This window comes from Kitasatospora sp. NPDC059462, assembly GCF_042749955.1.
Lineage (GTDB): Bacteria > Actinomycetota > Actinomycetes > Streptomycetales > Streptomycetaceae > Kitasatospora.
Map to the genome: position 1 here is coordinate 1 of NZ_JBHYUU010000053.1, position 12,690 is coordinate 12,690.

11 protein-coding genes are annotated in these 12,690 nt (G+C 77.0%); 9 read left to right on the forward strand and 2 right to left on the reverse strand.

Going from position 1 to position 12,690, the window contains the following annotated elements; genetic code table 11:
* From ACFXAM_RS16220 to ACFXAM_RS16260, 9 genes are all read left to right on the forward strand, one after another.
* On the forward strand, nucleotides 1-853 hold an 853-nt coding region (locus ACFXAM_RS16220), incomplete at its 5' end, for a DUF6895 family protein (protein ID WP_380291602.1).
* A complete protein-coding gene (locus tag ACFXAM_RS16225) occupies nucleotides 850-2,244 on the forward strand; it encodes an MFS transporter (protein WP_380291604.1) in 1,395 nt (464 codons plus the stop codon). The genes ACFXAM_RS16220 and ACFXAM_RS16225, both read left to right, overlap by 4 nt.
* Nucleotides 2,241-5,507: an AAA family ATPase gene (locus ACFXAM_RS16230; RefSeq protein ID WP_380291606.1), complete on the forward strand. Its 3,267-nt coding sequence runs from the start codon at nucleotides 2,241-2,243 to the stop codon at nucleotides 5,505-5,507. Before ACFXAM_RS16225 ends, ACFXAM_RS16230 begins: the two co-directional genes overlap by 4 nt.
* Nucleotides 5,504-6,388, forward strand: a complete 885-nt coding sequence (locus ACFXAM_RS16235; RefSeq protein ID WP_380291608.1) for a S8 family serine peptidase — start codon at nucleotides 5,504-5,506, stop codon at nucleotides 6,386-6,388. Before ACFXAM_RS16230 ends, ACFXAM_RS16235 begins: the two co-directional genes overlap by 4 nt.
* The gene (locus tag ACFXAM_RS16240) at nucleotides 6,378-7,019 is read left to right on the forward strand and encodes a GAF domain-containing protein (protein WP_380291610.1); all 642 of its coding nucleotides are present in this window, start codon (nucleotides 6,378-6,380) and stop codon (nucleotides 7,017-7,019) included. Before ACFXAM_RS16235 ends, ACFXAM_RS16240 begins: the two co-directional genes overlap by 11 nt.
* Complete coding sequence (locus ACFXAM_RS16245; protein WP_380291612.1) at nucleotides 7,012-8,067, forward strand: RimK family alpha-L-glutamate ligase; 1,056 nt, start codon at nucleotides 7,012-7,014, stop codon at nucleotides 8,065-8,067. Before ACFXAM_RS16240 ends, ACFXAM_RS16245 begins: the two co-directional genes overlap by 8 nt.
* 934 nt (nucleotides 8,068-9,001) lie before the next feature.
* Complete coding sequence (locus ACFXAM_RS16250; protein WP_380291670.1) at nucleotides 9,002-10,129, forward strand: MFS transporter; 1,128 nt, start codon at nucleotides 9,002-9,004, stop codon at nucleotides 10,127-10,129.
* 114 nt (nucleotides 10,130-10,243) lie between these two features.
* On the forward strand, nucleotides 10,244-10,810 hold the full coding sequence (locus ACFXAM_RS16255; RefSeq protein ID WP_380291614.1) for a hypothetical protein: 567 nt from the start codon (nucleotides 10,244-10,246) through the stop codon (nucleotides 10,808-10,810).
* A gap of 69 nt (nucleotides 10,811-10,879) precedes the next feature.
* Nucleotides 10,880-11,818, forward strand: a complete 939-nt coding sequence (locus tag ACFXAM_RS16260; RefSeq protein ID WP_380291616.1) for a Gfo/Idh/MocA family protein — start codon at nucleotides 10,880-10,882, stop codon at nucleotides 11,816-11,818.
* A gap of 7 nt (nucleotides 11,819-11,825) precedes the next feature.
* Here the strand turns inward: ACFXAM_RS16260 and ACFXAM_RS16265 are convergent, their stop codons facing one another.
* Together ACFXAM_RS16265 and ACFXAM_RS16270 are read right to left on the reverse strand one after the other, a co-directional pair.
* On the reverse strand, nucleotides 11,826-12,035 hold the full coding sequence (locus ACFXAM_RS16265; protein ID WP_380291618.1) for a hypothetical protein: 210 nt from the start codon (nucleotides 12,033-12,035) through the stop codon (nucleotides 11,826-11,828).
* 64 nt (nucleotides 12,036-12,099) lie between these two features.
* The gene (locus ACFXAM_RS16270) at nucleotides 12,100-12,555 is read right to left on the reverse strand and encodes a hypothetical protein (RefSeq protein WP_380291620.1); all 456 of its coding nucleotides are present in this window, start codon (nucleotides 12,553-12,555) and stop codon (nucleotides 12,100-12,102) included.
* Nucleotides 12,556-12,690: the final 135 nt, after the last annotated feature.

The window sequence follows — 12,690 nt, forward strand, 5'->3', positions numbered from 1 at the left end:
CTGCTGGGCCGGGCTCGACGCGGGCGCCGACCCGCGCCGCACCGAGGCGACCGCCCGGGTCCGGGCGATCTGGTGCCACCCCGGCCTCCCGGGCCTGCTCGCCGCCGCGCCGCGCGCCGCCGCCCAGTACCGGCTGGCGTGCGCCGCGCTGGCCCCCGCCGGGACGCAGGACGCGCCCTTCCGGGCCGACCTCGCCCGGCTCACCCCGGCCGACCTCTCCCCGGCCGGGCGCTCGCCGTACCAGCGGCTGGAACTGCGCTACTACGCCGACAAGGCCGGCGTGGCGCACACCGTCGACCCCTACCCGGACCTCGCCGAGCAGAACGTCCTCGTCGAACTCCCCGCCACCGCCCTCGCCCGCGCCGCGCGCCGGGACCGGCGTGACCGCCGGGACCGCCAGGGCCGTCACCCCGGCCGGGCGGACGCGGCCGCCCGCCCCGAGGAACCGCCGGTCACCGTCCCCGAGGCGTACGCCCTCACCCACTCCAGCTTCTACCTCAGCGACTTCGCCCGCACCGGCCCCGGCCTGCCCGACGCGGCCGTGGCCGACGCGGCCGCCCTGGTCGCCCGGCTGCTCGGCCACTGCATGCGGCACGACTGGTGGGACCTCGCCGCCGAACTCGTCATGACCCAGGTCTGCCTCGGCCTGGACGCCCTGGCCACCCCCGAGGGCGCCGCCGCCGTGGACTGCCTGGCCCGCGCCCAGCGCCCCGACGGCTCCGTCCCCGGCCGCTCCGCCGCCACCCGGGCGAGCGCCGCCGACCCGCCGGCCGCCTACTTCGCCACCGCCTACCACACCACCCTGGTGACGGCCCTGATGACGCTGCTGCTCGGACGGGCGGACGCCGCATGAGCGCCCTCACCAGGCTCCGGCCGACCCTCCTCGGCCCCACCTACACCCGGCTCTGGTTCGGCCAGGCCGTCTCCTCGGTCGGCGACGCGGTGTTCAGCACCACGCTCGTGCTGTGGGTGGCGACGGTGCTGGCCGAGGGGAAGTCCTGGGGCCCGCAGGCCGTCAGCGGCGTCGTCCTCGCGACCAGCGCCGCCGTGATGGCCGTCGGCCCGCTCGCGGGCGTCTTCGTCGACCGCTGGGACAAGCGCGCCACCATGCTCGGCACCGAAGTGCTGCGCGGCGTCCTGGTGGCGGCGCTGACCGCCGTCTCCTTCGTCCCGGCCGAGGACCTCCCGGCGGGCGTCTGGCTCGGCCTCATCTACGTCACGGTGCTGGTGCTCAACGCCGCGAGCCAGTTCTTCACCCCCGCCCGGTTCGCGGTCATCGCGGAACTGGTCACCGACGAGGCGGACCGCGCCCGGGCGGCCGGCCTCGCCCAGGCGACCGGGCAGACCGCCTGGATCATCGGCCCGCCGCTCGCCGCGCCGCTGCTGTTCACGGTCGGCCTGCAGTGGGCGCTGCTGTTCAACGCGCTCTCCTACCTGGTCTCCTACCTCGCCATCCGGGGGGCGGACCTGACGCCCGCCGCACCCGCCGCCGCCGCCCCGAAGCCGCGCGCCGCCGGGGCCGCCGAACGGCCGGGCCTGTTCCAGGACTTCACCGCCGGACTGCGCTTCTTCGCCCGCAACCGCTTCCTGGTCGCCCTGCTGCTGCTCACCGTCATCGGCCAGCTCGGCACGGGCGCGCTCAGCACCCTCAACGTCTTCTTCGCCACCCGGAACCTGCACGCCTCCGCCGAGCTGTACGGCTACTTGGGCATGGCGATGGGCATCGGCGGGATCGCCGGCGCGCTCGCCGCCGGCCGCGTGGTGCAGTGGATCGGCGCCCGGCGGACCACCTGGATCGGGCTGATGGTGAGCGGCGCCCTGCTGGTGCTGTACTCGCGGCAGACCGGATTCCCGGCCGCGGTGACCCTGCTGTTCGTGTTCATCGTGCCGATCACCATGCTGAACACCGCCATGGCGCCGCTGCTGCTGGCCGCCACCCCGCAGGAGTTCCGGGGCCGGGTGGTCGCGGTGTTCTACCCGGTCACCCGGCTGGCGGCGATGCTCACCGCGGTGCTGTCCGGCTGGCTCGCGGGCAGCGGGCTGCGGGACTTCTCGGGCTCGGTCGCCGGGGTGCGGCTCGGGCCGATCGACACCGTCCTCGCGGTGTCCGGCCTGCTGGTCGTGGTCGCCGGCGTCTACGCCCGGCTGGCACTGCCCGCCCCGGCCGGTGCCCCGGCGAAGGCTGCCGAGCCGCCCGCGGACGCCGCCGAACCGGCCGAACCGACCCTGGAGGGCCGGCCGTGAGCTGCGCCGCGTGCGGCCACCGCACCGCCGAGGCGGACCGGTTCTGCGCCGGCTGCGGCGCACCGCTGGCCACCGCCGCCGTGCCCCGCGAGCCGCAGGAGTCGCGCCGCAAGGTGTCCATGCTCTTCCTCGACGTCGTCGGCTCGACCACCCTCGCCGAGCGCCTCGACCCCGAGCCGCTGCGCCGCGTCATGGACCGCTACTTCGCGAGCTGCGGCGCGGCCATCGCCGAACACGGCGGCGTGGTCGAGAAGTTCATCGGCGACGCGATCCTCGCCGCGTTCGGCGCCACCGTCGCGCACGAGGACGACGCGCTGCGCGCCGTGCGCGCCGCCACCGGCGCGCTCGCCGCCCTGTCCGGCCTCACCGCCGAACTCGCCGCCGAGTACCAGGTGCGGCTGGAGGCCAGGGCCGGCATCTGCACCGGCAACGTCGTGGTGATCACCCGGCCCGGCGACGACTTCCGGGTCGTCGGCGACTCCGTCAACACCGCCGCCCGGCTCCAGACGGCCGCCCGGCCGGGGGAGGTGCTGGTCTGCGCGGACACCGCCGCCATGGTGCGCGCCCGGGTCGGCATCGAACCCGTCGAACCGCTGGAGCTCAAGGGCAAGTCCCGTCCGGTGCCCGCCTGGCGGATCACCGCCCCCGAGGCGGCCGACCGGCCCGGCCCGCTCACCCCGTTCGTCGGCCGCCGCGAGGAGCTGGCGGAGCTGGCGCGCGGCTACCGGCAGGCCCGCGAACGGCGGCAGGTCCGCCTGGTCACCGTCGTCGGCGCGCCCGGCATCGGCAAGTCGCGGCTGGTGCGCGAGTTCCTCGCCGGACTGCCCCGGGGCGAGGCCGTGGTGCTGTCCGGCCGCTGCTCCGCCTACGGGCGGGGCATCACCTACCGGCCGCTCGCCGGGATGCTCGACTCGCTGCCCGGCGGCCGGCCCGCCCTCGACCGCCTGCTCGCCCCGGACGGCGCCGCGAGCGGCGAGGACGCCCGGGACGACGGCGGGTCCGCCCGTACCCGGCGGCTGGTCGCCCGCACCCTGGCCGCCGTCGCCGAGTCCGCCCCCGCCCCCGCCCCGGGCGGTCCGGCCGCGGCCGCCGCGCCGGAGCCGGTCGGCGTCGCGGACATCGCCTGGGCCGTGCGCCACCTCCTCGCGGTGCTCGGCCGCTCCCGCCCGGTGGTCCTGGTCTGGGAGGACCTCCATTGGGCCGAGGCGACCCTGCTCGACCTCGTCGAGGAGATCGCCGGCTGGCTGCGCGACGTCCCCGTCCTGCTGCTGGCCGTCGCCCGCCCCGAGCTGTTCGAGCTGCGGGCCGGCTGGGCCGCCGGCACACCGGACGCCGTCACCGTCGACCTCGGCCCGATGACCGGGGAGGAGACCGCCGCGCTGGTCGGCAGCCTGGTCCTGCACGGCGACGTCCACCCGCAGGAGGACCGCGCCCACGACCACCAGGAGCTGACCGGGCGGGTCATCGCGCTGTGCGACGGCAACCCGCTCTTCGCCGAGCAGCTGACGGACGTCTTCGCCGAGACCGCCCCCGGCACCCAGGTGCCGCCCACCGTGCAGGCCCTGCTCGGCGCCCGCCTCGACCGGCTGCCGGGCACCGAACGCGGCCTGCTGGAACTCGCGGCCGTCGTCGGACGCGAGTTCACCCGCGCCCAGCTGCGCGCGATGGCCGAGGCCGACGGCACCGCCCCGCCCGCCGCCGACGAGGCGGCCGCCCGGCTCACCCGCCGCCGGGTCTTCGAACCCGGCCCGGTGGGCACCTACCGCTTCGCCCAGGCCCTGCTGCGCGACACTGCCTACGAGTTCACCCCGAAGACCCGCCGCGAGCGCTGGCACGGCTTCCTCGCCGACCGGCTCTCCCGCGAGCGGCCGCCGGATCCGATGGCCGTCGCCTACCACGTCGAGGCCACCGCCCTGCTCGCCCGCCAACTGCGGCCCGGCGACCAGCGGTTGCCCGCCCTGGCCGGGCCGGCCGCCGCGACCCTGATCGCCGAGGGGATGCGGGCACTGGCCCGCAAGGACCTCCCGGCCGCCGTCCAACTGCTGGAACGCGGACGGGCGTTGCTGCCCGCCGGCGACCCGGCGCACACCGCGCTCGCGCTGCACGTCTGCGACGCCGGGATCTGGCTGCAGGACGAGGCCCGCTGCCGGGCCGCGCTCGCCGCCGCCGAGGCCGCGCTGCCCGACGACCCCCGCGCCGCCGCCACCCGCGCGGTCCAGCACGGCATCGTCGCCCTGCGGCTGGGCCTCGCCGCGCCCGCCGAGGTCGCCGCCGAGGCGCACCGCCTGGCCGAGCGGCTGGACCACGACCCCGGCGACGACCTCAGCTGGTGCCGGCTGCACCAGCTGCGCGCCCACCTCGAACTCGCCGCCGAGCGCACCGCCTCCGCCGAGCGCTCCTTCCGCCTCGCGCTGGCCCGCGCCCGGGCCCTCGGCGACCGCTACGAGGAGGACCGACTGCTCTGCGCGGTCTGCGAGTTGACGCAGTGGACCCCGACCCCGGTGGCTGCCTCGCTGGAGCTGTGCGCGCTGCTCGGCCGGCGCTTCGCCGCCAACCGCTCGCTGCTGATCCCGGTGCTGGTGGCCCGCGCCCACCTGGAGGCGCTGGGCGGCGACGTGGCCGGCGCCCGGCAGACCCTCGCCGAGGCGCTCACCCGCTCGCACGACGTGCACGCCGACCTCGCGGACGCGGTGGTGCTGGACGCCGCGGGCTTCGTCGAGTCGCTGGCCGGCGCCCACGAGGCCGCCGAGGCCCGCTACCGGCAGAGCCTCGCCGTGCTGCGCACCGCCGAGTACGCGCCGGACACCCGGACGACCGAGGTCGCGATCGCCCGCGAGCTGTTCGCCCAGGGCCGTACCGACGCCGCCGCGGCGGCCCTGGACCTGCTGGACGCGGACGTGGAGACAGGGGCGTCCTCGGACGGCGGCGGGGCGCACGGCGGCAACCCGCGCGCCCGGCTGGGCGCGGCCGCCCTGCGCGCCCGGATCGCCTCCGCGCGGGGCCGCCACGGCGAGGCGCTGGCGGCGGCCGAGTCGGCGCGCCGGCTGAGCGCCGGCTCCGACGACCCCTGCCTGGCCGGGGAGACGCTCCTCGACCGGGCGATCGTGCTCCGGGCGGCCGGCCGGGCCGGGCGGGCGAGGGCTGAAGGGACCGAGGCGTTGCGGATGTTCGAGGCCAAGGGCGCCACCCTGCCCGCCGGAAGGGTCCGCGCCTGGCTCGCCGCCGGGCCGGCCGGGACGCCCCAGGGGGGTGACGGCCGGTGACCGGCGTCCACCTCCCGCCCTGGCGCCGCCCCGCGCGCGACCACTTCCCGGGCGTGCCCGCCTGGAGCCTGCCCGCCTCGACCGTGCCGCAGGAGCCCTTCGACATCAGCCCGCTCGGCGGCCACCTCACCCAGGAGTGGGCCTGGGGCGGCGCGGACGGCTCCGGCGTGCGCGTCTGCGTCCTCGACAGCGGCATCGACGCCGACCACCCGCTCGTCGGCGGACTCGACCGGGCGATGGACGTGGTGCGGGCCGAGGACGGCACCCTCGCCGTCGTCCCCACCGAGCCCGCCGACACCGCGGGCCACGGCACCGCCTGCGCCGGCGTCATCCACTCCATCGCACCCGGCGCCGCGCTCACCTCGGTCCGCGTGCTGTCCGGCGGCCGGCACGGCAGCGGCGCCGCCCTGCTCGCCGGGCTCACCTGGGCGATCGAGGAGGGCTACGACGTCATCAACCTCAGCCTGTCGACCACCAAGACCGAGTTCTGCGACGCCCTGCGCGACCTCGCCGACTCCGCCTACTTCCGCCGCTGCGTCATCGTCGCCTCCGCGCACAACATGCCGGTGCGCAGCTACCCGTGGCCGTTCGCCTCGGTCATCTCGGTGGCCAGCCACGACCGCCCCGACCCGATGACGTACTACTACAACCCGTCCCCGCCGGTCGAGTTCTACGCCCGCGGCGTGCGGGTCCCGGTGGCCGGCCCGGGCGGGCGGCAGCTGCTCAGCACCGGCAACAGCTTCGCCACCCCGCACATCGCGGGCATCTGCGCGCTCATCCTCAGCAAGCACCGCTCGCTCACCCCCTTCCAGCTCAAGTCCGTCCTCTACCTGGCCGCCGAGAACGTAGCCGTACCCGATGGAGGTGCGCGTGTCGACTGACCCGCTGGAGAGTGCCGAGATCCGCCGGCGCAGACTGCTCCAGTCGATCGTGGAGGTGGCGCGCAGCGTGTTCGGCGCCGCCGCGGCCTCCGTGCTGCTGGTGGACGAGGCCGACGGCGCCCTCGTCTTCGAGGCCGTCGCGGGGGAGGGCGAGCACCACCTGCTGGGCACCCGCTTCCCGGCCGGCACCGGCATCGCCGGCTGGGCGCTGATGACGGGCCAGCCGGTGGTGGTGGACGACGTGGCGCAGAGCCCGCAGTTCGCCCGCTCGGCCGCGGAGTCCACCGGTTACGTGCCGCGCGGCATCATGGCCGCGCCGCTGATCTGCGACGGCGAGTGCATCGGCGTGCTGTCCGTGCTGGACCGCGACAGCCGGCCGCGCTGCGACCTCGGCGACCTGGCCTCGCTCGGGTTGCTGGCCACCGAGATGGCGACCGTGCTGGAGCTGCTGGTGGTGCTCCGCTCGGCCGCGCCGCCGGCGGCCCCCGCGCCGCCGGCCGCCTTCGACCTGGCGGTGCTGCAGCGCGTCGCCGACCGGCTGCCGGGCGCCCCCGAGCAGGTGGCGGCCACCGTCACCAAGCTGCTGGCGATGGCCGACGACCTGCTCGCCACCGCCGGAACCGATGTCTGAGACCTCCCCCTTCCTCCGCCAACTCGACGACCCGAAGAGCGTGTTCGACGCCGCGCGGCCGGGCCCCGAGCCCTGTGTCCTGCTGCTCAGCCGTGCCTGCGACACCGAGCTCGACCCGGTGGTGCGCCTGCTCGCCGGGGCGGGCGTCCGCACCGCCCGGCTGAACGCCGAGGAGCTTGCCGCCACCTCGCTCACCGTCGCCGCCGACGGCCGCTCGGTCGCCCTGAACGGGCGCCCGTTGTCACCCACCGTCACCTGGATCCGCCACTTCGCGCCCACCGCCGTCACCGCCGCCGCCCCGGACGCCGCCGGGATCCCGGACGCCGCCGGGCGCCCGGAGACCGCCCGCACCGCCTTCCTGCGCGACTCCTGGCAGGCGGCGGCCGGGCAGCTGGCGGAGCTCTCCGGCACCGCGATCCGCCCCGACCGCCCCGGGGTGCTCGCCCAGCTGCGGCTGGCCCGGCGGCACGGCGTCGCCGCCCCGCGCACCGTGCTGACCACGGACCCGCAGCTGGTCCGCGAGGCGTTCGACGCGCCGCGGGTGGTCCTCAAGGCGGCGCACCACCACTTCGTCGAACCGGTGCCGGGCCGGCTGCACGGGATCTTCCCGGTGGTCCTGGAGCGGGCCGCCCTGGCCGGGGGGCTGCGGCCGGGCCCGCCGGTGCTCGTCCAGGAGTACGTGGAGCACGAGGCCGAGCTGCGGGTGTACTTCGTCGCCGGGCGGCTGCACGCCTTCGAGGTCGGCAAGACGCACCCCGCCGACCCCTGGACCGCCCCCGAACGGCTCGACGTGCGCGCGCTGCCCGCGCCCCCGCCCCGGGTCGCCGCCGCGACCCGCACCCTGGCCGCCGCGCTGGACCTGCGCTTCGGGGCGTTCGACTTCCTGCTCAGCGCCGGCACCCCGGTCTTCCTGGAGGTCAACCCGGACGGCGACTGGCGCTGGGCGGAGCGCCGCGCCCGTGGCACCCCGGTCACGGCCGCCGTCGCCGCGATGCTCGCCGAGCTCCACCACCGGGCCGTCCGGGGGCTGCGCGACCACGCGACGTAGTCGCTGCCGCAGGCCGGTGTCGGCGGCGGCGCACTGGGTAGCCGCGTCCGCGACGGACTGCGAGAGGAGCGAACCGCCGTGGGAACCCCGCCGAACGACCCCGTGCCGCCCAGCCCCACCCCGGCCCCCGGTCCGGGGCCCGGGCCGGAACCGGGTCCGCTGCCCGGACCGGTGCCCGGTCCCGGCGGCCCGGACCCGGTGCCACCGGGCCCGCCGCCGCTGCTGCCCGATCCGCCGCCCCCGCCGGCGCCCCGTCCGGAGCCGCGTCCGCACCCGGGACCGCTGCCCGGCCCGGGACCGGCCCCCCAACCGGTCACCCGGGCCCGTCACCCGGATCCGGATCCGGCGCCCGGGCCCCGCCGGTCCGCCGTCGCGCCGAGGTGGGCAGCGGGAAGCCGTGGACCGTCCGGCGGCCCGGCCGCCGGGGCGCTCGTCACGATCGACCCGGTCTCCAGGACGTAGCCGCGGTCGGCGTGCTCCGGCGGGGCCGCCCCCGCCGACGGCTCGTCCGGCGGCGAGCCCCGGCCGCTCGCCGCCGGACAGCGTGCCGGTCTCCTGGCCGCGCCGCACGGCCGGCACCGGGACCAGGGGGAGGACGACAACCCGAAGGCGGCAGGCACACCGGGACGCCCGCCGGGACGGCGGTTCTTGTGCGCCGCACACGCCTCCCGGGCGGCGCCTGCCCGGACCACGCCCGGCTTCGCGCCACCACCGCCACGGTCCGTTCGGGCCGGCGCGGCCCGCCCCGCCGGCCGTACGAGGGGCGCCCGGCGCGGCCGGCGGGGCCGCCATTCGGCGCAGCCCGCCCGCCGCCGAGCCGCCCCGGGCCGGTCCCGGCGCCTACCGTGGGCTGGTGACCGATCGTCCTGCCGGGCGGCCGCCCGCCGCGCGCCGCGCGGCCTACCTCGGGGCCGCCGCCGCCTTCGCCGTCTGCATGGCGGGCACCACCCTGCCCACCCCGCTCTACGGCCTCTACCAGGAGGAGATCGGCTTCTCCGAACTGATGGTCACGATCGTGTTCGCCATCTACGCCCTCGGTGTCATCGGCGTCCTGCTGCTCGTCGGCAACGTCTCCGACTCCGTCGGCCGCCGGCCCGTGCTGCTCTGCGGCCTCGGCTTCGCGGCGGCCAGCGCCGTCGCCTTCCTCGCCGAGGGCGGCCTGCCGCTGCTCTGCCTGGGCCGGCTGCTCTCCGGTCTGTCGGCCGGTCTGTTCACCGGCACCGCCACCGCCTACGTGCTGGAACTCGCCCCGCCGGGCCGCCGGGGCCGGGCCGCCTTCGCCGCGACCGCCGCCAACATGGGCGGCCTGGGCTGCGGCCCGCTGCTGTCGGGCGTGCTCGCCGAGTACGCACCGAACCCCCTCACCCTGCCGTTCGTCGTGCACCTGGTGCTGCTCGCCGCGTCGTTCACCGTCACCTGGTTCCTGCCGGAGACGGTCGAGGGCGCCCGCCCGCTGCGCACCGCCCGCCCGCGCCGGCCGTCCCTGCCGCCGCAGGTCCGCGGCGTCTTCGTCCCGGCGGGCCTCGCGGCCTTCGCGGGCTTCTCGCTGCTGGGCGTCTTCACCTCGGTCAGCCCCGCGTTCCTCACCGAGGGCCTGGACGTCCACAACCACGCCGTCACCGGCCTCGTCGTCTTCACGGCCTTCTTCGGCTCCACCCTCGGCCAGCTCCTGGTGCCCAGGCTGGGCACCGCCCGGGCCGTCCCGCTGGGCTGCCTGGTGCTCATCGCGGGGCTCGCCCTGCTGGCCTCCTCGCTCGCCTGGACCGTCCTGCCGCCGCTGGTGCTCGCCGCACTGGTGGGCGGCGCCGGCCAGGGCATGGGCCTGCGCGGCGCGGTCGGCGAGATCGCCGCCGCCGCGCCCGCCGAACACCGCGGCGGCGCGCTCTCCGCGCTCTTCGTGGTCGCCTACTTCGGCATCTCGATCCCGGTCATCGGCGTCGGCCTGCTGGCGCAGCCCCTCGGCCTCCCCGAGGCGGGCCTGGTCTTCGCCGCCTGCATGGCCGTGCTCGCCGCCGCCTCCGGCCTCTACCTGCTGCGCCGCACGCCGGGCGCGGCCGGCTGACGGCGTGCCCGTTTTCGGGCTGGGTCGAAGGGCCTGGCCCGGCCGCCGCGTGCGCGAGGAGACTCTCCGAGGCAACAGGCCATTCGGAGATCCGACTTGAGGAGAGTGTCCGTCATGAGCATCGCGCGTTCCCTCGTCCCCCGCGCCGGCGTCGCGCTGGGCGCCGTCCTGATGGCGGCCGGGCTGCTGGGCGCTCCCGCCCAGGCCGCCGACGGCGCGCCCGCCGCCCCCGCCGCGTCCGGCGCCGTCACGGCGCTCGCGGCGCCCGCCTCCGACGCCAACCAGACGGTCATCCAGGCCACCGCCGGCCTGTCGCGCGGCCAGAGCTGGTCCTCGCCCGACGGCAGCACCGTCCTGTACCAGCAGTACGACGGCCACGTCGTCCTCTACAAGAACAACGTCGCGATCTGGACCGCCGTGGGCACCTACGGGGTCGGCACCTACTTCTACGTGCAGGACGACGGCAACCTCACCGCCTACGACGCCGCCTGGCGCCCGCTCTGGGAGAGCCGCACCGGCCGCCACCCCGGCGCCTACCTCGCCATCCAGAACGGCGGCAACCTGGTCGTCTACTACGGCAGCACCCCGCTGTGGTGGTCCAACTACCGCCCCGGCAGCGGCACCGGCCCGATCGACCCCGACCCCGAGTGCATCCCCACCAGCCACCAGCTCTGCCCGTAGGCTCCCCCCGGAAGGCCGGTGCATAGGGTGGGGGTGTCAGCGCCCCACCCTAGGCACCCTGGAGACCCGATGAGCCCGACCGCTGTTCCCGACGCCCCGCTCCCGGTCGGCGTGATCGGGCTCGGTGACATCGCGCAGAAGGCGTACCTGCCGGTCCTCGCCGCGGAGCCCGGCCTGGACCTGCGGCTGATGACCCGCGACGGCGCCAAGCTGGACCGGATCGGCGAGGCGTACCGGATCGCACCGCGGCACCGCTTCACCGATCTCGCCCGGCTGGTCGACAGCGGCATCCGGGCGGCCTTCGTACACGCGGCGACCGACCAACACGTCCCGATCGTCGAGCAGCTGCTCACGGCCGGCGTCGACGTCTACGTGGACAAGCCGCTCGACCACACCCTCGACGGCGCCCGCCACCTGGTCGCCCTCGCCGACCGCACCGGCCGCTCGCTGGCGGTCGGTTTCAACCGCCGCCACGCGCCCGGCTACGCCCAGGCCCTCGAACGGCCGCGCGACCTCATCGTCCTCAAGAAGTACCGCGAGGGCCTGCCGGAGGCCGCGCGCACCCTCGTCTACGACGACTTCATCCACGTCGTCGACACCCTGCGCTTCCTGGCCCCCGGCGAGTTCGACCACGTGGACGTCCGCGCCCGGGTGCGCGACGGCCTGGTGGAGCACGTGGTCCTCACCCTCGCCGGGGACGGCTTCACGGCCCTCGGCCTCATGAACCGCCGCTCCGGGTCGACGGAGGAGGTCCTGGAGGTCTCCGGCGCCGACTCCAAGCGCGAGGTCCACAACCTCGCCGAGGTCGTCGACCACCGCGGCCAGCCCACCACCCGCCGCCGCGGCGACTGGGTCCCGGTCGCCCGCCAGCGCGGCATCGAGCAGGTCGTCCACGCCTTCCTCGCCGCCGTGCGCAGCGGCACCCCGCTCGACGCCCACGACGCCCTGCGCACCCATGAACTGTGCGAACTCGTCGTCGAGCGCATCGAGCGCATCGAGGGGATCTGAGGCCCGGTCAGCCGGGGGCCGGGCGCTCGCGCCACCGGGCGACGGTGGCGGCGAGCCGGGCGCCCGGCGGGGTGGGGCGGGTGGTGAAGGCGGCGCTCCAGGCGGTGCTGCCGAGGACGAAGGGGCGGGCGAACCGGTAGCGGGTCGCTGCGCGAACCGCGCCCGTGGCGGCTCCGGCGGGTCCGTGTCCGACGATCGCGTGAAGGCTCGTCGGCACACCTCGCAGGGCGCGGCCCGGCCCGGTGGACGGGCCGGGCCGCGAAGGTGGGGCGTCGGCGGGATCAGCAGGGGACGACGACCGAGACCGTCGCCGGCGAGGGCGGCCAGCCGCCGTTGTCGACACTGAAGTTGGCGGTCACCGTGCTGCCGCAGGTCGCGGTGGTGGTGATGCTGCCGACGTAGATGCCGCCGGAGGGCACCAGGGCGGTCGTGTAGAGGGGCGGGCCCGGCGGCAGGCCGGGCGCGGTGCCGGAGATCTTGAAGCCGACGGTCTGCGGGACCCAGGCCGGGTTGGTCGGGTAGGCGTGCCCGTAGAGGCGGACCTGGAGGCCGTCCACGTCGATACAGGCGCGGGTCTGCAGCAGGCCGGGCGCGCCCGGGGTGCCGCAGGTCGTGAAGGGTCCGGGCGGACCGGCGGGGCCGGTGGTGGCGGCGACGGCGGACGGCGCGGCGGTCGCGGTCAGCGCGGCGAGGACCGCGGCGCCGGCCAGGGTGGCGGCGGTGCGACGACGGTGCATGGGCGGGTTCCCTCCCTGGGAGAAGCGCGGCCGGCGGAGGCCGGACGCGCTGTGACATGTCACATCGTTCTTGAGGGATGGTGACACCGCGAAGGGCGCCGCGGTCCGTCCATCGGGAGGAATGACCGGACGGCG